This window comes from Leptospira ainlahdjerensis (assembly GCF_016919175.1).
Classification (GTDB): Bacteria; Spirochaetota; Leptospiria; order Leptospirales; family Leptospiraceae; genus Leptospira; species Leptospira ainlahdjerensis.
The window spans coordinates 1-24,849 of the sequence record NZ_JAFFPU010000024.1 but is presented as its reverse complement, the minus strand read 5'-3'; the positions used below and the strand labels follow the sequence as shown (position 1 = coordinate 24,849).

Sequence of the window (24,849 nt, the reverse complement as noted above, 5' to 3'; positions counted from 1 at the left end):
TCGAATCCAATCAGGAGTTTTTGTTTCAAATCTGTCGGAAACTTTGACAAATGTCTGAACGCAAAACTTAATAGATTACGAGATAGAATGTCTGTAGTCCTTTTTCTCCAAAGGAAAGATTCTTGAAATATTATAGTATCATAAATTTTGAATATATATTTTATATTGTTTGTATCTTTAAGTTTACGAATTCGGATCGGAATTCGAGTATGACGAATATGGCTTACGTAATCGGTTGTAGAAACAACGGTAAGGCGATGCTTGTTTTCAAACGAAAGGAGAGATCGGGCCGACGGATGCGGGAAATTACTTGTTGCCTTGTATCGAAGAATTTCTTTCAGAATAGAATTCTCTTTAGCTCTGTAATACAAACCCTCCCCATGAGATTCCTCCGCCTGCGGCGGCGAATAAGATTGAGTCGCCTGTTTTGATTCTTTTATCGCGATAAGAATGATCCAAAACTGCGAGAATACTCGCCGAACCACAATTCGCTATTTGATCCACCTCATCCAAGACTTCTTCGGGCTTCATTTCTAAAAATTCGGAAACGATTCGTATTATTTTCCGATTCACCTGATGAGGAAGTAATATATTCGGCTTTTGCGAGTTCGGAATTTCCTTCCAATAACCCGAGGCTTTTTTCCAGGCACTGAGAATGAAATCTTCCGGGATGTCTTTATATCGAAATAAAAAATCTTCTTTTTCAAAATTAGAAGTAGGGGGAAGAAGCCCTGGAACTCCCATCGCATTCGTATAACTTCCGTCGGAATCCAGATACCAGGAAAGAATTCCTTGATTTAGATTTTCGCTTCTGGAAAAAATAACGGCACCCGCGCCGTCCGAAGCGGAATACGCTATTCCGGGTTCTTTGCTTATAACTTTTGAAAGAGTTTCAGCCGCTGCGATCAATACGTGTTTTGCTCCGCCGGCAATAAATTGAGCCGCCAAAACGCAGGCATACACGGAGGAGGAACAACCCGATTTTATTTCCAACGTTGCGGAAGAAATATTTAAACGGCCTCCAACGATCGCGCCGAGCGATGTCGTGTATTTTGGAGAAGTTGTACTAACCGCTATAAAAACGTCTATTTCATTACCTGATAATTTAGAAGATTCTAAAGCGTTGCGTGCAGCGATTTCCATCAGATCCGCCGAAGTTGCTTCGTTGTCATGCAAGGGGGAATCAGGTGTGTGTACCCAGTATCGTCTTTCAAAGCCGTAGTTTCTTTGAAAATAATCCGAATCTATTTTTTTTTCGGTAAAAAAACTTTCCCAATGTTTGCCGTAAAGAAGTTTGTGTATCTCTGAATTCGTCCAAAACTTGCCACATTGAAGCGGAAACGCGGAACCGGTTCCGGATATTATTATGCCTGGAATCGGTTTTCCTAAAATTCCAGTCTGAAGTTTCATGGATATGTTTTTCCTAAATTGAGTTTTATGAATATTCTAAAATATACGCGTTTTCGTTTTAAAAAATGAATTGTTGATTTAATCATTCCGAATAAATTAGAGATCCCGATTATTTTATGCTTTTCGTAAGTTATCAATTTTTCATTTTTTTTATTTTTGTTTATCTGGTTTATTGGACAATTTCATCGAAGTATCGAATGTATTTCTTACTCGCATCTTCCCTGATTTTTTACGGAAGTTGGAGTTTTGCATTTCTGATTCATTTTCTCTCCATTCTCGTTCTCAACTATTATTTATGGAATCTTTATAGAATCAATCGCAATCATAGGTTGTTTTTTATCATTCAATTTTTGAATCTCTTGAACCTCGCTTTTTTTAAGTACTTCTATTTTTTAGCGGACTTAATCTCCATTCCTTTGCGAAATCCCGCCTGGGTCGAGCAAAACCTTCGACAAACTCACAGTGAATTAGGATATGAAATTTTACTTCCTCTTGCGATTAGTTTTTATACGTTTCAAATCATGTCCTATGGTTTTGACTTAAGGAACGGAACCTTCGATCAAAAGCATTCGCTCTCTGAATTTTTACTTTTTATTTCATTCTTTCCGCAACTCATTGCCGGGCCGATAGTGAGATCACGGGATCTTTTGCCGCAGATTCGATCGTTAAGAAACGGAACGTTGCCGATTCCTTCCGGGTACGATGTCAAAAACGGGTTATGGCTTCTTTTATCGGGAGTGATAAAAAAGTTATTCATAGCGAATCAGTTGCTGGCGAGTATTCAACCGCTTCTTTTGCCTGATAGTCCTTCGGTTTTTGAAATCAAACCCGTTTCTTTTTGGATTCTTTCAAGCAGTTTTCTCGTAATGTTATACGCCGATTTTTCCGGATATTCGGACATAGCGCGAGGCCTCGGGAAATTACTGGGATTCGAACTTCCGATTAATTTTAAGGCTCCCTTTCTCTTTTCTTCTTTTGGCGATTTATGGAAACGTTGGCACTTGACTTTTTCGTCTTGGATTCGCGATTACATTTTTATACCATTGGGAGGAAGTAGGGTAAGCGAAACACGATTATGGTTCAATCTCTGCTTTACTTTTTTCTTAGGAGGACTTTGGCACGGCGCTAAAATTCCCTTCGCTGTGTGGGGTCTTTGTATGGGGGTATTTCTCAGCGTAGAAGTTTTTTTGAACAAAAGGAATTTGTTTGAATGGAACGGAATTCCAGGAAAAATACTTAAAAGAATTATAATATGGATTCTTTATCTTTCGTCCGGAGTTTTTTTCTTTGCTCCGGATTGGCAATGGGGAAAACAAGCGATCATCAGAATGTTCGACTTTAACGGAGATTATTTTTCAGGTACGCAGATAGTTCCGTATTCCAGTTTTTTCCTCGCGGTAGTCATCACTTTTGTTTTTCAGATTATAGAAGAATATCCGAATGTTCTTGCACCCTTTAAAAAAAGGGAAGTCTGGCTTTTGCCGTTAACGGTAGTTTTGGTTGCGTTCGGTTTGACCCAGATTCCTTCGGGGAGCCAAGATTTTTTCTATTTCCAATTTTGATCAGACAAAGCGGATCGCGATATTTCCGTAAGGATGAATGTTCTCCTTCATTTGCTGATGGATTTTTGGAATCTCCAGAAAAGAAAAAACCTTCGTAAGCGCTGGTGAAAGCTCTCCATCCGCCACTAGTTTTAACACTTTCTTACATTCCTCGGGATTGGCGAAATGAGATCCCTGTAATCGTTTTTGATGTTTTATAAAATTCTTTAGTTCAAAACTTCCAAGATAACCCGTTGTTCCGCCGCAGATAACTACCATTCCTTCCCGGTCGCAAACAAAAAGAGAGGTTGGTATTGTATCTTCTCCCGGATGTTCTATTATAATATTCGGATCTTTGAATCCTATACTTCGAATCGATCGCTGAAACGACCGCATTTGTTCTTCACTGAGATCGGAGGATTGGGAGCGGTTGATTGAACCCCAATGAGAATATTCATTTCTTAGAATATACCCTTCGGCCCCAAGGGAAATGCAGAAGTTTCCTTTTTCCAATGAATTGACCACTACAATGGGGACGGCTTCGAATTTCCGCGTTAGCTGGATTGCCATCGCTCCGAGTCCTCCGGAGCCGCCCCAGATAAGAACCAAATCGTTTTTCCGTATATGATTCGGATTCCAATGAGTTAACATTCGGAACGCGGTCGCACCCGTGAGCATAAAACAAGCGGATTCTTCCCAAGAAAGATTGGAAGGTTTCGGGAGACACTGTGTGGACTTTACTTTGCAAAACTGTCCAAAGGCACCGAAGTTTGTTTCATAACCCCAGGCTTTAAATTTTGAGGAGAACGTGGGGTCGCCGCCTTTCTTAATCCAAGCGTCCTCCGAATCAAAACTTCCGGGTTGAATTATGATTTCTTCGCCGATTTTGAATCCCTCGACTTTGTTTCCGATTTGAACTATGATACCCGCCCCATCGGAACCGCCTATATGATAATTTTCTAATTCTCCTTCTTTGATTCTTTGATTGATTACGTCTAACGGATAACCGGCCGCCGCCCATACATTGTTAAAATTGATTCCGGCCGCCCTTACGGCGATTAGAACTTCGTCAGGTTTCAGCCGAGGTACCGGGATTTCTTCTTCTACAAAGGCATATTTCGGTTCACCAAAACGATCGGGTCGTATAACTTGTGCGGTCATATATTTCGGAATACGATCCGGGTCCGGAATTTCACCTAACGAAATGGTAAGAGGACGATGATTCATAACTTTAGTTTTTTAAGAATTTGGAAGAATCTTTAAAAATAAAATTTGTCAGTTCGGGAAAACATCCTCCGCTCAAGTGAAAGGGATCCACGAAAGAGTCGCACTTCAATCTTCCGGATTTGTCAGGATCCGAAATTTGAAGAATCCAATCCGGATTTTTCATTTGAATGTCGAGCGCGGTAGTTATCATTTTATCTTTAATTTTTTTTATTTTAGGAAGTTTATCCAAGCCCTCGGTTAATTGAGGATGAAAAAGCGGCCAATAGAGAATTGTAGGAATTTTTAAAACGGAGAATTCTTCCAGAAGCAAACGAAAGATTCTAATCTGGTTTTCCTTTTCTTTAAAATTTAAGAAGTGGGATGTAATCGCTTCTTTAGATTTTTGATTTAATTCATGCGAGGGAGTGTTAACGATAAACTGATTCGGATAGGAGCCGTGTTTTTCTTTTGTGGTGATAAAAAATTCTTTGCTGAATTCTTTTTTAAGATTTACGATCCGTTCCGTCCTTCCATCTTCCAGTTTTACTTTTTTTAAATTTTTAAGAATCGCCGAAACTTTGATCCCATATTTAAAAACCGGAAATATTCTTTTGATTGCAGAATATTCAATATCTTCGATTTCCCAATTCGGTGTTTCGAAGTTTAGAATACGATCGAAAGAATCTTCGATTAAATACGAAGGTGTAATCGCATGATCGAGGGAAATTTGCGTAGAACGTTCTTCCAACTGATATGCGTCCGATTCTATAAGAATAAATTTCGGATAATTCCCTTTCTCCTCCGCAAAGGAAAGAATTTGTTTCCACCAGAAGTGATGAAATCCTACGGATGCGGCCGGCGCGCAGAAATTGTAGGTTCTCAAATTTCTAAAATTCGTTTTTTCACGAATCAAATTCGGATCGAAAGCGCTCGATTTCGAAGTCCCGAAAATAATGGCGTATTCCATTTCCTTGGAGGATCCGACTTCGGATTTTAATTGATTCATTATTTCTAATCTAGATTCGTATGCGATTCTTTCAATGTTCGAGTAGGGTAAAAAGTAGGATAGAAACATGTCCATCGAGATCATTTTTAATGATCCCCAAACGAAAAACAAAAGAAGAATCGGATACAATAGGTTTTTGTGTTTCAGTAGATCCATTGAAAAACCTTTACAACACTTTTGAAAAGAGGGATCGTAATTCTCTTCTTAAAACTTTACCGGATGGGTTACGGGGAATTTGATCCATTCGAAACAACTTCTTCGGCATTTTATAACCTGCGATTTTTCCTTTTGCCCAGGATAATAGATTTTCCAGATCTACGTTTTTGTTTTCATGCGGCACGACTGCGACGCATACGACTTCTCCGTATTCCAGATCCGTTAATCCGAATACGGCTAAGTCCGAACAATCTGGATAATCGAATAGAATTCTTTCGATTTCGGCCGGTGATAAATTTTCTCCTTTTGAAAGAATCATATCGTTCTTTCTATCGATAACGTATAAGAATCCATCGGAATCTAAAAAGCCGATATCGCCCGTATGAAACCAACCGTTTGAATCGAAAGACTTTTGATTCTCATCCGGACGATTCCAGTATCCCTTTCCTAGATTGATTCCTTTTAAACAAATTTCGCCGGGAATTCCGGGTTTCAGTTTTTCCAGATTCGAATTTAGAATACAAATTTCCATTTCTCCGACGATTCTTCCTGCGGAGCGAATCCGGTCTTTCCAAACTTCGGATGGATTCGATTCGAGAATTTTTTTATGATCGTCAAATCGAAGTAAGGTGGCGATCCCCGTTGTCTCCGTTAGTCCGTATGCTTGTGTGAAGTCGCATTGGAACAGATCCGAAGCCTTTTTTAGAATTCCTTCCGCGATTCCCGATCCGCCGTACTGAATATTTCGAAGGCTGGAGAAATTGTATTGTTTCGTTTCCGGATGCGACACGATTGTTTGGATCATAGCCGGAACCAAAAGTGTGTTCGTAATTTTTTCGGATTGGATCAGGTTTGTTATGTCCAAGGTTTCGAATTTTTTCACGAGGTAATTGGTTCCTCCCGGAATAAAGCCGAGCATCATATAACCGAGGCCGCCGATGTGGTAGAATGGGCAGCAGACAAGATTTTTTGAATCGGAACCGAATCCCGGAAGTTCGAGAGCAAGATTACGTAATGTGTTTATCAGATTGGAATGATTGAGTAAAACCCCTTTTGGAAATCCGGTCGTCCCGGATGTGTAAAGTTGAACGACCGTGGCTTCCGGATCTAACGATAGTTTCTCCTCATTTTCAGGTACATGAGTATATTCTGATATAGAAAATAGTTTTATTTCGGGTTCCGATCTGACGGAGGTGACGGCGTTATCCTGAAATTCTTTTCCATAAAAGAGTATTTTAGAATTCGAGTCTTTCAGGATAAAGTGAATTTCAGCTGGAGTGAGTCTCCAGTTGATCATCACAGGGACGACTCCGATCCGAACCGCGCCTAAAAATAAAAAGAGGGATTCGGGAGAATTGAAGTCGATGATTCCAAAACGGTCCCCTTCCTTGAGATCAAGACTTTTGAGTTTTGAAACGACTCCCATCGATTCTTTTTTAATATCCGAATACGTCCAAGTCCTGTTTTCAAACCATAACGCAACTCGATCCTTTTGGGAATGCGCTCTGAAATCCATAAATTCAGGAATTGTTATCGATTTCATTCTGTTAAGATTATCCTTTGTTTTTGTTTCTAAGCGGCCAGTTGATATGGGCTCCACCCGTAACCGGAAGTTTGATTCCAGTAATATAAGAGGCGTTTGGTGAAGCTAGAAATTCCACCGCATAAGCGATTTCCTCCGGACGAGCGGCTCTTCCCAAAAGATTGAGAGATTCGAGATCCGAATATTTTTCCTTTGAATAGTTGGTTTTGGTTCCGGGAGTCTCCACGAAACCGGGGATGACGACGTTCGCAGTAATACCGTATCTTCCTTCTTCGAGTGCAAGAGTTAGGAATAAGGATTCGATCGTCTTTTTTTCTATCGAGTACCAAGCCTGACCTGGGCCTGCAAATTCCGCAATCAGGGATCCGATTGCGATCCATCGCCCGAACCCTTTTTCTCTCTGTGTTTGGATACAAAGAGGAATCAACCGAAGTAAATATTCGATACTTCCATTCGGTAGCGGATTCGTTTTTAAGTCATATTCGTTTAGTTTTTTTGGTTCCGTTCTGGAATAGAAATTTGCCACTACGATATCAGGAATTCCCCATATCTTAATTTTTTTCTCCAAAAATTCAATTTCCTGAATATTTGAAAGATCGCATGTATGAACGGAATGTCCGGCTCCGGGTAATTCTTGTGTCAACGCGTCCAGATCTTCCCGGTTTCTTGCAACCGAAAGAATCTTGACTCCACATCGTGCGAGTTGAATAGAGATCGCTTTTCCGATACCTCGACTTCCACCCGTGACAAGGGCTGTCTTTCCGGAGAGGTTATAAAAATTCTGATTTGAATTCATATCGCGGGTTCTATATAAATTGCGGCCGCCGCGGAATAACCTGCGCCCGCGCAGACGAATAGAATTTTATAACCGGGTTTGATTCTCTCCTGTTTTCTCGCGAAATCTAAGGCATACGGAATCGTCCCTGCGACGATGTTTCCGGTGTGATCGATTGTGGTGACCACCTTTTCGGAAGAAATTCCTAAATTCTTAGCGACGGAACTCATAATTCTTATATTCGCTTGGTGCGGAATAAAGACATCGATTTCATCGAGAGAGAGTTCGGCCTCTTCGCATATTTTTTGCGACATCAAAGTCATGATAGAAATTGCATCGTCAAAAATGATCTTTCCTTCCACCTGCATAATCGTAGAATGAAGGTCCTTCTGAACGGATTCGAAGGAGGCGGGCATTGCACTTCCTCCGGCGGGTGTGTAGAGATGTTCCAACTTGGAGCCGTCCGTCCAGAGTCGAGATGCAATCAAACCTTCTCCCGGTTTTCCTTTACTAAGGATCGCTGCGCCGGCGCCGTCGCCAAAAATCGGAAATAGTCTTAGATCATTTTTGCGGATAAAACGGGATTTTACATCGGCTCCGATCACAAGAACATTTCGTTCCCCGGAGTAGATCAGTCTTGCCGCGTGATCCAGTCCGAATAAAAATCCGGAACAAGCAACTTGTTTGTCTTCGGCTGGACAGGTGGCTCCGATTAGATTTTGAACCTTGGATGCGGCGGCGGGAGAAGTCCAATCTCCCGTCGAAGTGCAAAGAATGATCCGGTCCAAATCCTTCGAAGAAATATTTGCTTCTTCTAATGCAATCAAGGAGGCTTCCGCGGCGATATGACTGGTCGCGATTCCTTCCGGCGCCCAATGTCTTTGTCTGATTCCAAGATTGGAAACGATCCAATCGTCGGATGTATCGAGTCCCGATTTAGAAATGAGTTCCAAGTTTGAAACAGGCGTTCCGGGAAGATATCTTCCCGTTCCTTGAATCCGAATTCCCCAGGATGAAGTTTTCATTTTATTTCGGATTATTAAACTCCTTATCGAGACGATGGCAATAAAAAAAAGATTTGTTTCTCGATCGATTTTATCGAAGTAAATATTCGATTTGAATCGCAACAAAGGAAGATGTTGCGGTTCCGTAAAAGGACGAGATTCGAGATAAGGTTTTGTCAAGAGCGATCACGGCCGGAAAAATATCCACATTTTCTAATATTCGATCGAAGGTTTTTTCTTCACCTTTGATTTTTTTCGTAAAAAATGTCAACCTTCCTCTTGTTTGAATTTTTTGTCCCGAGTCTGAAATCGCAAAAACGTTTGTTTTAAAAGTGCGGGCATAAGAATCCGCGACCAAGGCGAGCGTCGTTTCGTCGATTCCGGGAGCCGTTTTGATTCCGATGTTTTCATAAGACCAAAAGGACAAGAAATTCTTAATCGCCGTCCAATAGTGCCTGCTTTCAAATTCAAAATTCGAAGTATTGTGAGCGGTTCCCCAGTCGATTACGCCGAATTCTTTTGCAATTTGCCGGGCCCTTTTTTTCCCTGCGATCGATTCAACGAGAGCGATCGATATCGGGATGGAAGCCGTTACTCCGGTCGTAGTAATGATATTCCCATCCGCAACGTAATGACGATTGCGAATCCATTCTGTCTCGGTGAATTTTTTTTCCAAATTGTTAAGCGAATACCAATGTCCAGTAGCCCGTTTTCCTTTTAGAATTCCCGCGTTAGCCAGGAGCCAGGCTCCGTCGCAGATTCCGACGACGGTGGCTCCTTTGGAGGTTTGTAATTGAATCCACCGTATCAAATCGGGATTTTCCGAATTGTGAACCGCAGGAACGATTACAAAATCCGCTCCTTCCGGAAACGATCGATCAAAGTCGGAAAGTGTTTTTTGAATTTCGATCTCTAAAGTAGGAAACATCCGCATCCTGCCTGATTTCGTTCCCAACGCATATACTTCGGCGACTTTAGATCTCGCTAAAACGCCGTAAGGAACCACAAAGTCCGAAAGTTCGGTATATTCGTTGTCGCCAATGACCGCGACGACGGGAAGTTGTCGGTCGAACCTGGCTCGGAAGGGCCGAATTTTTTCATCTACGAAGGACCTCGAAATAGGTTCGTCGATTTTTTCCAAAGGGTTTGCACAACCGAAAAAAAATAAACTTTCTACAAGTTGAAAGATCACGAGAAAGAAAATGAATTTTCTTGAGTTAAATTCTTTTACAGATCGAATGTTCGAATCGTTTTGTTTCATGTTCTTCATTCTGTCATAACTTCGAAAAAGAGTCGTCCGTCCGGATACGGAAGGACTGAAATTATTCGGATCGCAAAAAAAAATGGACATGGCGTGCGTGGAATTCCTCCAATCATTCTATGCTTATCTTAGTATTTTTTGGTTCGGGGCTTGCGTTCTTGTTGGCTCTTGCAAACTTAATGAACAACGGAAAAGACTTTTATCGTAAGAATCCGAAACTCGAAACTGCACGGTTTCGCTCATTCATTTCTAATTTCACCCCGATTCTTTTTATCTCAGTCTCGATCGTTCAGTTTCATATTTACTTGGAGCTCTCTGACGAACTCAAAAACGTCGCCTGGTTTGCGGAATGGAACGTTCCAATTCTTTTTTTAATCGGACCGCTTACATATCTCTATTTTGAAGAATTGAGCGGGGCCAAATCGGCTAAAATTCGATTCTTTCATTTTTTACCGGCGCTCTTTTCTCTCGTACTGATGTCGCCTTTCTATTTTCGCGATCTAAAAGCCAAAAGAATGTTTTTGGAAAATCCGAATTCGGAAGATCCGTTTCATGGGATTGTTCTTTTCCTTTTGATTCTTGGAACTTTGTCTAACTTTTTCTATCCGGCGGTTTTGTTTTTCAAGGTTTGGGGATGGAGAAAAAAAACTTTAAAAGAACTTCGTAAAGTATTTTCACCTTTTCTAATTCTTTTTGCAGGGACGCTTGCGATTTTATTCTTATTCGTAATCGCCCAGACGTTTTATATGCCCTTGTTTCTAATCGCCGCCGTCGGTTTGACACTTCTGATCTCTGCGATTTTTCTTATGAACGCGACTCATTCTTCAGTTGTGGCTGATTTTAGGAAGGAATCGAGGGAAGCTCGTTACAAAGAAAGCCGTCTCGTAGGATTGGACGTGGAAGTGATTCTGATTCGATTGGATGATAAAATGAGAATCGGAAAGCTTTATTTGGATGAAACTTTAACTCTCGTAAAACTTGCAAAAGAAATGGATATTCATACACACCAGCTTTCAGAGATTCTTAACGTTCGTTTGCAACAAACATTTAGGGAATACGTTACCAATTTTCGTTTGGAAGAATCGGCGAGGCTTTTAAGGGAAGAACCGCTTCGTTCCGTACTTTCGATCGCTTACGCTTCCGGATTCAATTCCAAATCGGCGTTTCATAAACTTTTTCAGAAACGGTTCGGTTGTTCTCCTTCCTCGTATCGCTCGGAAAGTAGAAAATTCGAGTGCAATCTTTGAGTCGTTTTTGAAAGACCGATCCTTGTTTTTTTCAAAAAATTATTCTGTTTCGTTTGTCAATTGATTGTAAAATAAGGAGATCTCTTCTATCGATATTTTTGACTCGGAATTGGGAAGGAATATGGAAATTTTCAAAACGATCACTCGGCTCTACAAAGATCGGGATTATCTGACAAGAAAACGCGCGTATCATCTTTTCATTTTTAATGTTGTTACTTTCTTGTTGGGCTTTTCTTCAAATTTCTTTCTTTGGTTTGTCAAAGGAGAATTTCTTCGTATCGGATTTACGATGATGGCACTCGGCTCCCTTATATCTCTAATTTTACTTTTAAAGAAAAAATACGAGCTCGCACTCTACCTGATTCTATTTATAAGTATTTGCTCCGTTTCGATCGGTTGGTTTTTCGGGATTCCGAATGAAGGATCAGACGTCGGAAATAAAAACTTCGTTCTTGCCATATTCATTATGATTTTCTTATATTTTTCCGATTTCAAGATGACGCTCTTTATATCCGGGTATTGTTTTTTTCTGATCCTTGTGGACGAATTGTATCTTGGAAAGGAACACAATGCGGTTTATATCGCCGATCGGATCGGACTTTTTTTGATGTTCACCGTGATTTCGATTTTGGCGGTAAGGACCTTGCACGGATCCGTTCAGGAAAAAAACGAACTCATTCAGGAAATTCATCATCGAGTCAGGAATAATTTACAGGTTCTTTCGGGATTGTTAGAGATTCACAGCGGTTCGGACAAAGGAAATTTGCAGATTATACTTTCCGATTTTCAGGATAGAATCCTCGCAATTTCCGAAGTTCACAATTATCTCTACAAATCCGAAAATTACTTCGAGATCGATTTTGCCGAAGTGATCGAAAAAATCACGGTGAATCTTTTGAACAAACTCGGAAAACAAACGATCCAGATTGAAAATGAAACTCCTCAAACTTTTATAAGAATCGAAAACGCCATTCCTTGTGCGATTATTTTCAGCGAACTACTTTCCAATTCTTTAAAACACGCATTCCCGACCGAGCAAGGGGCGATTGAAATTTCATTTAAAAAAGAAGGAAATATTTATTCTCTAAAAGTGGCGGATAACGGTTTAGGAATTCGGGACTCTAAAGTTTGGCTAAAACCGAATACGGCCGGATTTACTTTGATTCAGATTCTTACAAAACAGATAAGAGGAAATTTTAGAATTCTTACGGAATCCGGTTCTCAGAGTATTCTTGAATTCAATTCTTAGATCTTAAGCAATTTAGAAATTTCGTATATTCAAAAATGGAAATAAAATTTCGATTTCGACTCTTGTTAAGATGAAATTTCAATCAGAGGCTGTGGTCGATTACGATCATTGTGTTGATCAAAAACAAATGAAAGATGGAGAAGAAAAAGAATTTTCTCGCGGCTTGTCTTTCCGGATTTTTCACCAAACGAAAGGAAAGGATTCCCATCCATATACAAACTAGAATCGAAGAAATTAAATAGAGAAAACCCATAGAAGGTTCAAAAAAATAAAAACCAATGCAGGAAATCGAATAAAGAATCGTGTAAAAGAAAATAGAACGGGCGGTTTCTTGGATTCCCTTTACGACGGGCAACATAGGAAAGTCCGCGTCCGAATAGTCTTCTTTTAGAAAGATTGCGAGCGCCCAGAAATGCGCCGGAGTCCAAAGAAAGATCATGGAAAAAAGAATCCAGGCTTGGATGGGAAGAGAATTGCCGATCGCCGCATAACCGATCAAAGGTCCCACACAACCCGCAACGCCGCCGATTACGATGTTTTGCGGAGTTCTCGGTTTGAGGAGAATCGTGTATAAAAAAACATAGGAAATCAATGCCGCAAACGCACAAAGCGCGGTTAAAAGATTCACGTAAACGGTAAGTAGATAAAAGGAAACTCCCATCATGGAAAAGCCGACTAACGTAGCTTGGAGCGTGCCGATTCTTCCCGCGGGAATTGGACGGTTGGAAGTCCTCTTCATCTTTGCATCTCTGTCCTTTTCTATCACTTGATTGAATATAAAAGAAGCGGAAGACATGAGGAACGTTCCCAAAAGGGTGATCGCAATTAAAAAGCCGGAAGGAGATTGGTTTCCCGCAAGATACAAGCCGGGAATGATGGTCGCCAAAACGAGAGTTGTCACCCTCGGTTTGATCATTTGATTCCAGTCGGAAAAAAAAGTAGAGCCTGCCATGTTTTTAATATCCTGAAATTATCTTTCAGGCCCCCGTTCTATCTCCGTCGTTAAAACGATAGCTCTGGAGATTAGAGAAAGATATGAAAAGGTGAGCAATAATACCGCAAACCCAGTGTGCAGAGCGGTCACCAATTTCGGAAGTCCGAAAAATACATTTAAGATTCCTAAAATGATCTGAGCCACTAAAAGATACATGGATATTTGAAGAAATCTTTTGCTAGTCGTCGGAAAATTTTTCCAAATGGAAACTCCGAGTGCGATGGCAAGAAGTAGCGCAACGGAGTATGCTCCGAATCTATGAAAGATTTGTATTTTAACGATTTCTAAAGGATGGTCCGGGATCCACTGTCCCCAGCAAGTCGGAAAATCCGGACAAGCCAAACCCGCGTAATGAGAGCTAACGCGTCCGCCGAGGATAATCTGAACGACGATTCCGATCAAAAGAAGAAAAAGAAAAACATTATCTTTTCTGAATAAAGCATTCGCTTTAATAAAAGATCCTTTTTGATTTTGAGATTTGTTCCTTGCGTCGATGGACACAGTAAGAATCACAAGAAAGAATGCGATCGCATTGAGAAGATGCAAGTTTACCGAAGTCGGATCCAACTTCAAAGTTACCGTTAGTCGTCCTAAATTAATCTGGGAGATGAGAAGTAGAATCGCCAGTCCTAAGTAAATTCCGAATTCTTCTTTTAGGGCTTTATCGGCGAACGTCCAGACCGTAAGACCTAAAAGAATCAAACCCAAAAATCCGGAATAATAACGATGCGAGACTTCCATGAAAATCTGAAAGTCGAAAGTCGGAAAAATTTTTCCAAAACAAAAAGGCCAATCCGGACAGGCGAGGCCGGAGCCAGTCGCTCTTACCAATGGCCCGTAGAGCAAATTTATAAAAATGAGAATGCTCAGGAAGAGAGAGATTTTATAAAATAAGCGAAATTTAGAAGAAAGGTCCAAGTTAGAGTTCATTCTTTCCTTAAGACCTCGAAAGAGGTTCTGAATTTACCATACTCGAAAAATGGTTCTTAAGGGCAATGTGAAAGTAAAATTTAAATATTACTTCCAAAAAAACAGATTCATCCGATCTTGTCCTGGAATCTTCCGATTTTCTTTTCTTCAAGAGAATGAGAATCAAATACAGGAGCCCTTTCCAATGGCACAAAAAGAAGGATATAATAAACCAGGATTCTGGACTTTCGTAATCGTTCTCGTAGGAAATTTAGTATTCTTTACTTACATTTCTTTTTTTCACCCGGGAGTGAAAGAACATTCTCTCAATCTTCCTGGAACTTCGCAGGCTAAATAATATCTGGGAAAAATCCCAGGAGCTAAACCTTGGTTTTTAAAACTTCCTCTTTATTGGGGATTTTACTTTTTCTTTCAACGGCTTCTCTTTATTCTTACGATCCTTCCGCTCGGTTTGACAAAAATGAAAAACCAAAAGAGCTGGAAGGAGTAGGCGTTAAGGAGAAGTTAGGAAACCAACTCGATCTTTCCTTAACGTTTCGTGATGAAGCCGGCAAACGAATCCTGCTCAGCTCTTTTTTTAAAAAAGACAAACCCGTTCTCCTTTCCCTTGTTTACTACAAATGTCCGACACTTTGTAATTTTCATCTCAACGGGATTACGGACACTCTCAAGAAACTTCCTTGGCAAGTCGGAAACGAATTTGAATACGTTGCAGTTTCTTTTGATCCGAAAGAAACTCCGGAGTTAGCGGCGGCTAAGAAGAATTCTTATTTGAAAGAATACGCTCGAGGCAACGGAAGCGGTTGGCATTTTCTTACGGGCGATCAAAAAGAGATTACTACGCTTTCTGATTCGGTGGGATTTTCCTACAAATGGAATCCGGAGAACGAACAGTGGGTTCATTCTTCGGTTGCTTATGTAATTACTCCTTCCGGAAAGATTTCTCGTTATCTTCACGGAATCACTTTTGATGAAAGAACGTTGAGACTTTCTCTTTTGGAAGCTTCCGACGGTAAAATAGGGGATTTCACAGATCAATTCGCCCTTTTTTGCTTTCAATTTGACCCAGGAAAAAATACATATACTTTGTACGCTTATAATATTATGAAGTTGGGTGGTTTCTTCACTCTTCTCATTCTGGCGGCGTTCTTGATCCCATTCTGGATCAGGCATAACAGAAATTCCGAACTCATTAGGAAGGAGTAACTTCAAAAAAATGACCTGGTTGAACCTCATTACGGCAACAAGTTTCATGCCGGTTCAGGCTTCCGAAGTAGCAAAGAACGTAGATAATCTCTATCTCTTTCTACTCGTGTCCAGTCTGATCTCCTTTGTCATTCTCATCGGGGGAATGACATGGTTTATTTTTAAATACAGGAGAAAGACCGACACTGATAAGACTGCCTATATTACACATAATACATTGGCAGAATTTCTTTGGTCCTTTATCCCTTTAGTAATCATGATTGTGATTTTCTGGTGGGGTTGGGTAATTTTTGCGGACCTCAGAAAAGTACATGATAAAGGTGATATTGAAATTCACGTTACTGCAAGACAATGGCAGTGGACTTTCAAATACCCGAACGGAGTAACCGTTGTTTCTCCGAATGCTACTGAAAAATTAAACACTCTCTTTCAACCGAACGGAATCTACGTTCCCGTTGGGAAAACGGTTCGTCTTGTTATGACTTCTCAGGATGTTCTTCACTCTTTTTATGTTCCAGCCTTCCGGAACAAAATGGATGCGATTCCAGGACGTTATACGACCTTTACGTTTACTCCGACTGAAAAGGGTGACTTCGTAGTTTATTGTACCGAGTTTTGTGGCACTTCTCACTCGAATATGCTTTCTGCGATTCGTGTCGTGGATTCCGAAACCTACGACAAGTGGTATGCCGCTGCGGGTAACGTGGACCTTTCTAAGGTTCCTCCTGCCGAACTCGGAAAAAAACTCTACGCGGAAAAAGCTTGTGCGGGATGTCACTCAATCGACGGTTCTCGTCTGGTTGGTCCTTCTTACAAAGGTCTTTTTGGAAGCGCGAGAGAATTCGAGGCTGGTCCTGGAGTAAACGCGGATGAAAACTACATTCGTAAATCCATTCTGCAGCCGACTGCTCAGGTTGTAAAAGGGTATCCGCCTGCGATGCCTTCTTACCAAGGACAGCTTTCCGACGACGAAATCAACGCTCTGATCGAGTATATTAAAACCCTTAAATAGGAGAGGAATATGTCTACAGCAACTGCAAATCATACTGACAACTACCTCAACCACGAAAAGGGAATCTGGTCCTGGCTCACGACAATCGATCACAAGCGGATCGGGATCATGTATTTCTTTGCGATTATGTCATTCTTCCTTTTGGGAGGAATTTTCGCTCTTCTGGTTCGTATTGAACTTTTTACTCCGGGACAAACTCTCGGATTTGTAACTCCGGATATCTACAATCGAATGATGACCTACCACGGCGCCATTATGGTGTTCATGGTAATCGTTCCTGGAATTCCTGCGATTTTTGGAAACTTCATCCTCCCGATCCAAGTGGGAGCAAAGGACGTTGCGTTTCCAAGGTTGAACCTAGCGAGCTGGTATATTTTTATGTCAGGCGCAGCGATCGCGGCAATATCCCTTTTTACCCAAAAAGTGGATACCGGTTGGACCTTTTATACACCGTATTCCATTTCTAACTCCGTTTCCAATGGTGTGATTTTATTGGTGATGGGTGCGTTTGTGATGGGATTTTCTTCCATTCTTACCGGGTTGAATTTTATCGTTACGACCCACAAGCTGAGAGCTCCGGGAATGACGATGAACAGAATTCCTTTGATGGTTTGGGCGCTTTACGCGACTTCCATCATTCAGGTTCTGGCAACTCCGGTTTTGGCGATTACGCTTCTTCTTCTTGTTGCGGAAAGAACTCTTGGTGTGGGAATTTTTGATCCGACCCTCGGTGGGGATCCGGTTCTGTTTCAACACTTTTTCTGGTTCTATTCTCACCCTGCGGTTTACATTATGATTCTCCCCGCAATGGGTGTGATCTCCGAACTCGTGGCAACTTTCTCCAGAAAAATCATCTTTGGATACACTGCGATTGCGTATTCTTCTCTTGCGATTGCCGCGGTTTCTTTCTTGGTTTGGGGACACCACATGTTCGTATCCGGTCAGTCTGAGTTTGCTGGAGTTTTATTCTCCTTTATCACGATGCTCGTGGGAGTTCCTACAGCGATCAAACTCTTCAATTGGATTTCGACGATGTACAAAGGATCCGTTCGTTTGGACGCCCCTATGTTGTTCGCTATAGGTTTTATGTTTCTTTTTACGATCGGCGGTTTGACCGGGGTTTTCCTCGCTTCTACTGGTATGGACGTTCACTTCCATGATACATATTTCGTAGTGGCTCACTTCCATTACGTGATGGTGGGTGGAACATTGATGGCCGTTATGGGCGCAATCATCTACTGGTTTCCAAAAGTTACCGGTAAAATGACTTCCGATCTTTTAGGAAGAATCTCCTGGGTTTTTATCTTCACCGGATTTAACGTAACCTTCTTTCCGCAGTTTATCCTGGGATCGATGGGAATGCCGAGAAGATACTACGACTACCTACCTGAGTTCACCAGCTTGAACCAAATTTCCACCGTTGGATCTTGGTTGATCGCCGTTGGATTTTTGGTCGGACTTGCTGCCGTGATTCACGGATTGATCGCAGGAAAAGAGGCCGGAGACAATCCGTGGGGTGGAAAAACTCTCGAGTGGACCATTTCATCTCCGCCAACTCACGAAAATTTTGAAAAAACTCCAGTCGTCTCAGGAGGACCTTATGAGTACCGCTAAGCACGCGGAATTCCACCATGCTCATCACTTTGACAGTGCAGAGCATCAGTATGACGCTTCTAAACAAGGGATCTGGTTATTTCTTGTAACAGAAATTCTAATGTTTGGTGCCCTCTTTGTGGGTTATACGATCTACCATTCATTGTATCCTGAAGTTTTTCACGCAGGAAGTCATCACCTGTCCGTTCCAATGGGAGCGTTCAACACAGTGGTTCTTCTTTTTAGCTCGTTTACGATGGCGCTTGGAATTCATTACGTTCAAGTGGATAAGAAAAAAGAAGCTGTGATCGCATTGGCGATTACTGTTCTCTGCGCTCTTACGTTTATGGTTGTGAAGTATTTTGAATATACCGCAAAAATTCATCACGGACTTCTTCCCGGTAAATTTTTCACGAATACTGAAATGCCTGATATAAAGAACCTGGCGATGTTTTTCGGTTTTTACTTTGTAATGACCGGAATTCACGGATCTCACGTTTTGATCGGAGCAGGACTTATCATCTGGGTGATGATCAAAGTAATCAAAGGGGAATTGAATTCTTCTTATTACACTCCGTTGGAAGGTGTGGGTCTTTTTTGGCACGTAGTCGACTTGATCTGGATTTATCTTTTTCCTCTCCTCTATTTGGTGGGTTAAAGACTGATCTTAGAATTTTAGAATCGGGAGAAATCCCGAAATCTTAAAAAACCCCGGTATCCCCGGGGTTTTTTATTTTACCGGTTAACCACAAGCGCCCATTTGTCTTACCGGAGCCGCAAAACTACTACATGGCTCTTCCTCGTTCTGAGGTAGAATTCTTTTAAATTCTTTTCTATCGAAAATAATAAAATAAGAATCTCTGATTCCTCGAAAAAGTCTCTTTTTCCCTTTGCTTATAGATAAAAAGAAACAGATTGCATTATAAGTTGAAAACATAATATTCCTTTTGTTTGATATTCTTCTTCTGAATTCATTTTAGATCAAAAATTTATTTTAAAAATCGAAAATCGAAAATCGAAAAGAAAAAGACCAACAGAATCAAAAGGATAATCGTATGAAAAAAATAATAATATCTATCTTTCTGACCACAGTCTTTGCGGCGGGTTGTAAACCTTGCTCGACTTTAGAGGAAAGAATTTGCATAGACCTTGGAAGCAAGTGTGAAAAATGGAAGAGTTTGGGAAAGCCTGGAATACCTTCGGAAGATCAAGATGAATATCGTTCCGGGAGAAAAAAGTTAGTTTCCGTCGTTTTAGAGAGCCTTGGTTTGATCGAGCGTAACGCGCAGGCGTGTCAGGGGTTGTCTTCTAATTACGATGCTCTCATTGTTCCGATCAAAAAGGCTCTTCAATAAAAAAAACGGATTTCGAAATTTAAAATTCGGACCCGATTTTATCCAATTTGGATTCGATTTAAAGTAAAAAAGCAAAGCGCCTCGGCAAGTGGTCGGGGTGTTTTCTTTTTTGGAGAATTTGCAAAAGCAAATCAAAGGAAGCTAACGTGCTTGTTGATAGAGTATCGATCTATGAAAATTCGTTGGGTCAATGACGTTCAATATCTTCCCAAAAGCCTTCCGAGGTGGTTTCTATTTTGCTGTAAATACCCGATCACGTTTCTTTTTTTAGCGGTAATCAACTTCTTTTTCGGATGTTTTCTTTATCATTGGTATCATGTCGGGATTCATTTTGACGTCCTGCCGACCGAATTGAATTCTCTCAAAAACTTCCTAGAGTATAAGATTTTCTTCATATTCTTAAGTGTGCTTTTTATTTTGGAAGTCGGTTTTCTTTGGCTTTTTTTCCTTCTCGCTTTTAGTAAGCCCGTTAGAACGATAACGCGCGAAGAAGCCTTGGAAATGTCCAAAAAATTCGATTCTAAATTACAACCGAAGCCTTCTTTCTTCCCTAAAAACGATTTTCCGAAAATTCGCTGGATCAACCGAGAAGTTCTTCCGTTACCTGGATCTCCGCGATGGATCGTCTTTGTATGTAAGTATCCATTCTTATATTTACTTCCGAATTTGATCTTGGTTCCATACGCCTATCTTTGGCATCGTTGGATTTTAGAATGGGAATCGGGAGAAAAGGAAAGTCTCTACTTGGGAAAATTAAAACTTCTCTATGATCTCTTCGGTAGTTTCGGAGTAGTGGGATTTTATCTGATCATCGGATTCGGATTTCTCTGGCTTTTCTGGTATTACGCGATTCGCAAACCGACCTGATATCGAATCTTCTCGACGAATTTCAATTTTTTTCGACGGAATTTGGGCATTTAGGCCGATTTTAAAGATAGAATTTAGGATTGCTAAATGCAAAATATCGATTATTCCAGAAGACTCAAACAATCCTCAATCCGAACTCCGGTTCGGGAACCGGCTGATTTCGACAGAACGATTCAGATGGTTCAACACAGTAAAAAGTCGGGTTCTCCGATTCAGATCTTTTCTTCGACTCGCTCCGTGTTCATCTTATTATTGGGTTCGATCTCTCTTTTTACCGCGGGTCTAGTTGTGGGTCTCAAATTGGATCAAAAAGAGGAAACATTCGCGCAAAACGAACTACAGACTTTTCGAAACGTTTCTTCTCAAGAAAAGAAGAATGAATCCGGTGGAATCAAATCTTTATTTTCTTCCGGACAATCGGAATCGACGGATTCTCTGAAAAATCCGGAATCCCTAACGCAGATTCAAAGGCAAGAATCCGCTTCCGCAAACGATTCTAAAATACTCTACCCTCCTCAGGCCGGTGAGACGAACTATTTGATCGCCATCGGAACCTCGGATTCATTAAAAGCCGTTGAATTGGGAAAGAGACTTTTGATGGCGAGAAGTGAGTTTAAAGGGAGAATTTTCCGTTCTTCCAAAGGTGAGCTCTATCTTGGGTATTTCTACTCCGAAGAAGAGGCCAAAGAAGCCCTTGAAAAGATTCAACCTCTCAATGATCCTGCGTTTCACTCTGCGAAAGTTCGCTCAATCAAACTTTAGTTACCTTTTGGGATTATTTTGTTGACTTTCGCCAAATTTGTGCTATTTTCTTAAGCAGAGTTTTAACGGAAGTTATCATACTTACTTGGCTGCCAAAAAGAAAAATTCCGAAATCGAACACAAGGTAGGCGACTACGTAGTCTATCCCATCCATGGAGTTGGAGAGATACTGGAAATCTCCAAGAAAAATATCCTTGGTAAGAAGAAGGATTGCTACGTTCTCGAAATCCAGGGTAGTAAGATGAAGGTTATGATACCTGTTGATAAAGCAGAACAGGTTCGAATCCGCCCTATCATCGATAAAAAAGAGATCAAGAAAGTCATCGCTCTCCTAAAAAAGGATGAAGTTGATACAGAAGAAGACTGGAAGATCCGCTACCAAAATAACCTCAACAAGATCAAATCCGGATCGATTTATGAGGTCGGAGAAGTCTGCAGAAACCTATTTCGTAGAGCAAATGGAAAAGAGCTCTCCATTATGGAGAGAAAGTTGTACGAAAGCGCCTATAATCTTGTGAAAATGGAAGTTGCTTTGAGCAAAGGTGTTACCCAGGAAGAAGCCGGAAATTTAGTTTCCGACGTGCTCGCAAGTACACTTTCTCCTGGTGAAAAAAAGTCAGACGAAGAAGAATAAATTCCGCAAAAACTCAAATACAATTAAGGATTTGAGTTATGATTCATCTCTATAAAGTACTCACTTCTCTGTTCCTCTCCGGAATTACATTTGCAGTTACTCACAAGCAATCCGCTGACATTTACTTATCCGGTCCTATCGCCGGAGTCGTTCTGGTAGTTTCTTTAATTCTTCTCTATGGAGAATCCAATCTTTTTCCTAAACTCAAGGCTGATGTACTTTTTTGTGCCGGACTTGGGGCCTTACTCGGACTTGCCATCGCATGGTTTGTAGGAGCAGTCGTTCATTTTGAAGAATTGAACTCCGCACTTTACTTTCTTTTTGCTCTTTTTGGAATTCTTTCCGGAATTTCTTTCGCGAAAGAACCAGGTCTTGGAATTTTCGGGGGCGGCGGAGGAGCCGGCGCCGGATTTGGAGTCGGAATCGAAAAGGAAGAAGTAAGAGACAAAATTCTGGATACGTCGGTTGTGATCGACGGAAGAATTTTGGACATTGCGGATACTCATTTCTTAGACGGTCCTTTGATTCTTCCTAACTTCGTCTTGAGAGAAATCCAGTTGATCAGTGATTCTTCCGATCCGATCAAAAGGGCGAGAGGAAGAAGAGGTCTCGAGATGTTGAACAAGCTTCAGCGGAAGGGATCCATCGAAGTAAAAATTACCTATAAAGATTATTCTGATACTCGAGAAGTGGATGCAAAGCTGATCAAATTGGCTCGCGATACCGGTGGGAAGATCGTAACAAACGACTTCAACTTGAATAAAGTTGCCGAACTTCAAGGTGTAAAAGTTCTCAACCTGAACACACTCGCGAATGCACTGAAACCGGTCGTTTTACCGGGAGAAGAGCTTGGAATCCAAGTGATCAAAGAAGGGAAAGATGAGAATCAAGGAATCGGCTATCTGGAAGACGGAACGATGGTTGTCATCGAAAACGGCGGTCATCTAGTAGGGAAAGAGGTCAAAGTGACAGTAACCTCTATCATCCAAACCGCCGCTGGAAAAATGATTTTCACAAAAGCCAACCCGAACGGGTCCGGAGACAAGGGAAATCGTCAGCCGCATTCCTCTTGAATCGGTTGACTTTCCACTTTATCGTAAAATAATTGAAATAGAATTCCCAAGGAGCAATCAAATGCAGGCCCAGACTCAGGTAAAAGGCTTGAAGGAACTCGGACTCGAACCTTCTGAAATTTTCCATAACCTTTCCTATGACGAAATTTATGAGCATGAGAAAAAGAACGGAGAAACCGTAGTTTCCAGCAATGGAACCATGATGGTAGATACCGGAATTTTTACCGGTAGATCCCCAAAAGATAAGTATTTCGTAGATGAACCTTCTTCGAACGGAAACATCTGGTGGAGCCATATCAACTTTAAGGTTTCCGAATCCATTTTCGATGAACTTTATAAAAAATGTGTCAATTACCTGAGTCAGAAAAAACTCTACGTTTTCGACGGTTTTGCCGGAGCAAACCCTGAGACAAGAATGAGTTTGCGCGTCGTTTCTGAAAAAGCCTGGCAGCATCATTTTTGCACGAACATGTTTCTTCGCCCTTCCAAAGAAGAATTGGCCGGTTTAGATCCTGAATTTACGATAATCAATGCCTGCGGCGTAAAGAATGAAGATTTTAAAAAACACGGAATGAATTCCGAAGTTTTTGTGATTTTCCACCTTGCTAAAAAACTCTGCATCATCGGCGGGACCGAATACGGTGGAGAAATGAAAAAAGGTATTTTCTCCGTAATGAACTATAAACTTCCATTGCAAGGCATTCTTAGTATGCATTGTTCTGCGAATGTTGGTAAGGACGGAGATACGGCTCTCTTTTTCGGACTTTCCGGAACGGGAAAGACGACTCTTTCTACCGATCCAAACCGAAAGCTGATCGGAGACGATGAGCACGGTTGGGATAACAACGGGATCTTCAACATTGAGGGCGGTTGCTATGCGAAGGTAATCAACTTAGATCCGAAGACAGAACCGGACATCTACGAAGCGATTCGCAAAGATGCTCTTTTGGAGAACGTGGTTTACGATCCCCAGACAAAGGTTGTAGATTATTCTTCTGCGGCTAAAACAGAGAACACCCGTGTTTCCTATCCGATTTTCCACATCAATAATATCCAAGTTCCTTCCAAAGGAGATCATCCTAAGACGATCATTTTCTTAACGTATGATGCGTTCGGAGTTCTTCCACCTGTTTCCAAGCTGAGCATCGAACAAGCGATGTATCACTTCCTTTCTGGTTATACTGCGAAAGTTGCAGGAACTGAAAGAGGAATCAAAGAACCTACGGCGACTTTCTCCGCATGTTTTGGAGCGGCCTTTATGACTCTTCACCCAACTTCTTATGCTAAGCTTTTAGGCGAGAAGATGAAGAAGCATAACGTCAGAGCTTATTTAATGAACACAGGATTAGTGGGCGGTTCTTACGGCGTCGGAAAACGTATGAATCTTCCATCAACTCGCAAGATCATCGATGAAATTCTCAACGGAAACATCGAGAAGTCCGAGTTTGTAACGCACCCTGTTTTCCAAGTTCAGTATCCAAAAACGATCAATGGCGTGGATACCGCAATCTTGGACCCAAGAGAAGCTTGGACGGACAAAGCCGCTTATGATGAAACTGCCAAGAAATTGGGAGAAATGTTCATTAAGAACTTTAAACAGTACGCGGAAGGTTCTAAAGACTACGACTTTACCGCTTTCGGGCCAAAAATCTAAATTAGAATTTCTGAATAGAGGAGATCGTCCGATCTCCTCTGTGATTCCCACTTTTTTTACTTACCCTTTGCTTTCCTTTATTGGATGTTGTTTTCGTCTCCAAAAAGCCAAATTGTGTTTAGAATTTTGATAAAAATAGGATGAGCTGACTCGCGCATTTAATCGATGAGAATCATTTTTTCCAAGTCGGTATATTTTTATTTCCGAATATACTCAGATTACAGATGTATAGGAGAATCTTGTTTTATAATAGGTCCTACGCTTTTTCGAAAAGCTTTTTTCGCCCCAGCCTTGTTTGGATCAAAAAAAGCTACTTAGGAATTTCCATTTCAAGAATGAGAATAACGAAGCTGAGAATCTTTTTTTAGGAA

The 24,849-nt window shown here is 41.1% G+C and carries 23 protein-coding genes; 14 read left to right on the top strand and 9 right to left on the bottom strand.

Features of this window, described 5'->3' with window-relative positions; all coding sequences use genetic code 11:
• Positions 1–354 precede the first annotated feature (354 nt).
• Entirely contained in the window at positions 355–1,410 is a 1,056-nt protein-coding gene (locus JWG45_RS05390; RefSeq protein WP_205278746.1) for a 3-oxoacyl-ACP synthase III family protein, read from the bottom strand.
• A gap of 197 nt (positions 1,411–1,607) precedes the next feature.
• On the opposite strand from JWG45_RS05390, the gene JWG45_RS05385 reads away from it, so the two are divergent.
• On the top strand, positions 1,608–2,972 hold the full coding sequence (locus tag JWG45_RS05385) for an MBOAT family O-acyltransferase (protein ID WP_205278745.1): 1,365 nt from the start codon (positions 1,608–1,610) through the stop codon (positions 2,970–2,972).
• Here JWG45_RS05385 and ccrA read toward each other — a convergent pair whose 3' ends face one another.
• The 6 genes from ccrA to JWG45_RS05355 form a co-directional block, all read right to left on the bottom strand.
• Positions 2,973–4,178: a crotonyl-CoA carboxylase/reductase gene (gene ccrA / locus JWG45_RS05380; protein WP_205278744.1), complete on the bottom strand. Its 1,206-nt coding sequence runs from the start codon at positions 4,176–4,178 to the stop codon at positions 2,973–2,975.
• Positions 4,179–4,182: 4 nt separating this feature from the next.
• On the bottom strand, positions 4,183–5,319 hold the full coding sequence (locus tag JWG45_RS05375; RefSeq protein ID WP_205278743.1) for a DUF1574 family protein: 1,137 nt from the start codon (positions 5,317–5,319) through the stop codon (positions 4,183–4,185).
• Between the two features lie 10 nt (positions 5,320–5,329).
• Positions 5,330–6,862, bottom strand: coding sequence for a class I adenylate-forming enzyme family protein (locus tag JWG45_RS05370; RefSeq protein ID WP_205278742.1), 1,533 nt, complete (start codon positions 6,860–6,862; stop codon positions 5,330–5,332).
• Positions 6,863–6,872: 10 nt separating this feature from the next.
• Positions 6,873–7,658, bottom strand: coding sequence for an SDR family NAD(P)-dependent oxidoreductase (locus JWG45_RS05365; RefSeq protein WP_205278741.1), 786 nt, complete (start codon positions 7,656–7,658; stop codon positions 6,873–6,875).
• Entirely contained in the window at positions 7,655–8,662 is a 1,008-nt protein-coding gene (locus JWG45_RS05360) for a 3-oxoacyl-ACP synthase III family protein (protein ID WP_205278740.1), read from the bottom strand. Before JWG45_RS05360 ends, JWG45_RS05365 begins: the two co-directional genes overlap by 4 nt.
• Positions 8,663–8,732: 70 nt before the next feature.
• A complete protein-coding gene (locus tag JWG45_RS05355; protein ID WP_205278956.1) occupies positions 8,733–9,902 on the bottom strand; it encodes a DJ-1/PfpI family protein in 1,170 nt (389 codons plus the stop codon).
• A gap of 119 nt (positions 9,903–10,021) precedes the next feature.
• Here JWG45_RS05355 and JWG45_RS05350 point away from each other — a divergent pair, with 119 nt between their 5' ends.
• Both JWG45_RS05350 and JWG45_RS05345 read left to right on the top strand, forming a co-directional pair.
• Entirely contained in the window at positions 10,022–11,149 is a 1,128-nt protein-coding gene (locus JWG45_RS05350) for an AraC family transcriptional regulator (protein WP_205278739.1), read from the top strand.
• A 121-nt stretch (positions 11,150–11,270) separates the two neighbouring features.
• The gene (locus JWG45_RS05345) at positions 11,271–12,398 is read left to right on the top strand and encodes a sensor histidine kinase (RefSeq protein WP_205278738.1); all 1,128 of its coding nucleotides are present in this window, start codon (positions 11,271–11,273) and stop codon (positions 12,396–12,398) included.
• Positions 12,399–12,480: 82 nt separating this feature from the next.
• Here the strand turns inward: JWG45_RS05345 and cyoE are convergent, their stop codons facing one another.
• Positions 12,481–13,350, bottom strand: a complete 870-nt coding sequence (cyoE, locus tag JWG45_RS05340; RefSeq protein WP_205278737.1) for a heme o synthase — start codon at positions 13,348–13,350, stop codon at positions 12,481–12,483.
• 18 nt (positions 13,351–13,368) lie between these two features.
• On the bottom strand, positions 13,369–14,322 hold the full coding sequence (locus JWG45_RS05335; protein ID WP_205278736.1) for a COX15/CtaA family protein: 954 nt from the start codon (positions 14,320–14,322) through the stop codon (positions 13,369–13,371).
• Positions 14,323–14,506: 184 nt separating this feature from the next.
• Here JWG45_RS05335 and JWG45_RS05330 point away from each other — a divergent pair, with 184 nt between their 5' ends.
• The 11 genes from JWG45_RS05330 to pckA all read left to right on the top strand — a co-directional run bounded on the left by JWG45_RS05330 (position 14,507) and on the right by pckA (position 24,478).
• Entirely contained in the window at positions 14,507–14,659 is a 153-nt protein-coding gene (locus tag JWG45_RS05330) for a hypothetical protein (RefSeq protein ID WP_167883789.1), read from the top strand.
• A gap of 29 nt (positions 14,660–14,688) precedes the next feature.
• Entirely contained in the window at positions 14,689–15,528 is an 840-nt protein-coding gene (locus tag JWG45_RS05325; RefSeq protein ID WP_205278735.1) for an SCO family protein, read from the top strand.
• Between the two features lie 10 nt (positions 15,529–15,538).
• On the top strand, positions 15,539–16,540 hold the full coding sequence (coxB, locus tag JWG45_RS05320; protein WP_205278734.1) for a cytochrome c oxidase subunit II: 1,002 nt from the start codon (positions 15,539–15,541) through the stop codon (positions 16,538–16,540).
• Positions 16,541–16,549: 9 nt separating this feature from the next.
• Positions 16,550–18,154, top strand: a complete 1,605-nt coding sequence (gene ctaD / locus JWG45_RS05315) for a cytochrome c oxidase subunit I (RefSeq protein ID WP_205278733.1) — start codon at positions 16,550–16,552, stop codon at positions 18,152–18,154.
• Complete coding sequence (locus JWG45_RS05310; RefSeq protein ID WP_205278732.1) at positions 18,141–18,791, top strand: cytochrome c oxidase subunit 3 family protein; 651 nt, start codon at positions 18,141–18,143, stop codon at positions 18,789–18,791. Before ctaD ends, JWG45_RS05310 begins: the two co-directional genes overlap by 14 nt.
• A gap of 397 nt (positions 18,792–19,188) precedes the next feature.
• Positions 19,189–19,488 (top strand): hypothetical protein, encoded by a 300-nt coding sequence (locus JWG45_RS05305; protein WP_205278731.1) that lies wholly within the window; start codon positions 19,189–19,191, stop codon positions 19,486–19,488.
• Between the two features lie 171 nt (positions 19,489–19,659).
• Positions 19,660–20,355 carry a hypothetical protein gene (locus tag JWG45_RS05300; protein ID WP_205278977.1) on the top strand — a complete coding sequence of 232 codons (696 nt, stop codon included), beginning with the start codon at positions 19,660–19,662 and terminating at the stop codon, positions 20,353–20,355.
• A gap of 87 nt (positions 20,356–20,442) precedes the next feature.
• On the top strand, positions 20,443–21,117 hold the full coding sequence (locus JWG45_RS05295; protein WP_205278730.1) for a hypothetical protein: 675 nt from the start codon (positions 20,443–20,445) through the stop codon (positions 21,115–21,117).
• Between the two features lie 85 nt (positions 21,118–21,202).
• Complete coding sequence (locus JWG45_RS05290) at positions 21,203–21,751, top strand: CarD family transcriptional regulator (RefSeq protein WP_069608824.1); 549 nt, start codon at positions 21,203–21,205, stop codon at positions 21,749–21,751.
• A gap of 38 nt (positions 21,752–21,789) precedes the next feature.
• Positions 21,790–22,824: a PIN/TRAM domain-containing protein gene (locus JWG45_RS05285; protein ID WP_205278729.1), complete on the top strand. Its 1,035-nt coding sequence runs from the start codon at positions 21,790–21,792 to the stop codon at positions 22,822–22,824.
• Between the two features lie 61 nt (positions 22,825–22,885).
• Positions 22,886–24,478, top strand: a complete 1,593-nt coding sequence (pckA, locus tag JWG45_RS05280) for a phosphoenolpyruvate carboxykinase (ATP) (protein WP_205278728.1) — start codon at positions 22,886–22,888, stop codon at positions 24,476–24,478.
• The last annotated feature ends 371 nt before the right edge of the window (positions 24,479–24,849 follow it).

Bases quoted from the DNA above. Each gene is read 5' to 3' on its own strand.
- JWG45_RS05360 (WP_205278740.1), bottom strand. From the start codon at position 8,662: ATGAAAACTTCATCCTGGGGAATTCGGATTCAAGGAACGGGAAGATAT.
- JWG45_RS05310 (WP_205278732.1), top strand. From the start codon at position 18,141: ATGAGTACCGCTAAGCACGCGGAATTCCACCATGCTCATCACTTTGAC.
- JWG45_RS05375 (WP_205278743.1), bottom strand. From the start codon at position 5,319: ATGGATCTACTGAAACACAAAAACCTATTGTATCCGATTCTTCTTTTG.
- JWG45_RS05365 (WP_205278741.1), bottom strand. From the start codon at position 7,658: ATGAATTCAAATCAGAATTTTTATAACCTCTCCGGAAAGACAGCCCTT.
- JWG45_RS05385 (WP_205278745.1), top strand. From the start codon at position 1,608: ATGTATTTCTTACTCGCATCTTCCCTGATTTTTTACGGAAGTTGGAGT.
- pckA (WP_205278728.1), top strand. From the start codon at position 22,886: ATGCAGGCCCAGACTCAGGTAAAAGGCTTGAAGGAACTCGGACTCGAA.
- JWG45_RS05305 (WP_205278731.1), top strand. From the start codon at position 19,189: ATGAAAAAAATAATAATATCTATCTTTCTGACCACAGTCTTTGCGGCG.
- JWG45_RS05355 (WP_205278956.1), bottom strand. From the start codon at position 9,902: ATGAAACAAAACGATTCGAACATTCGATCTGTAAAAGAATTTAACTCA.
- coxB (WP_205278734.1), top strand. From the start codon at position 15,539: ATGACCTGGTTGAACCTCATTACGGCAACAAGTTTCATGCCGGTTCAG.
- ctaD (WP_205278733.1), top strand. From the start codon at position 16,550: ATGTCTACAGCAACTGCAAATCATACTGACAACTACCTCAACCACGAA.
- ccrA (WP_205278744.1), bottom strand. From the start codon at position 4,178: ATGAATCATCGTCCTCTTACCATTTCGTTAGGTGAAATTCCGGACCCG.
- JWG45_RS05300 (WP_205278977.1), top strand. From the start codon at position 19,660: ATGAAAATTCGTTGGGTCAATGACGTTCAATATCTTCCCAAAAGCCTT.
- JWG45_RS05345 (WP_205278738.1), top strand. From the start codon at position 11,271: ATGGAAATTTTCAAAACGATCACTCGGCTCTACAAAGATCGGGATTAT.
- JWG45_RS05390 (WP_205278746.1), bottom strand. From the start codon at position 1,410: ATGAAACTTCAGACTGGAATTTTAGGAAAACCGATTCCAGGCATAATA.
- JWG45_RS05350 (WP_205278739.1), top strand. From the start codon at position 10,022: ATGCTTATCTTAGTATTTTTTGGTTCGGGGCTTGCGTTCTTGTTGGCT.
- JWG45_RS05295 (WP_205278730.1), top strand. From the start codon at position 20,443: ATGCAAAATATCGATTATTCCAGAAGACTCAAACAATCCTCAATCCGA.
- JWG45_RS05330 (WP_167883789.1), top strand. From the start codon at position 14,507: ATGGCACAAAAAGAAGGATATAATAAACCAGGATTCTGGACTTTCGTA.
- cyoE (WP_205278737.1), bottom strand. From the start codon at position 13,350: ATGGCAGGCTCTACTTTTTTTTCCGACTGGAATCAAATGATCAAACCG.
- JWG45_RS05370 (WP_205278742.1), bottom strand. From the start codon at position 6,862: ATGAAATCGATAACAATTCCTGAATTTATGGATTTCAGAGCGCATTCC.
- JWG45_RS05285 (WP_205278729.1), top strand. From the start codon at position 21,790: ATGATTCATCTCTATAAAGTACTCACTTCTCTGTTCCTCTCCGGAATT.
- JWG45_RS05335 (WP_205278736.1), bottom strand. From the start codon at position 14,322: ATGAACTCTAACTTGGACCTTTCTTCTAAATTTCGCTTATTTTATAAA.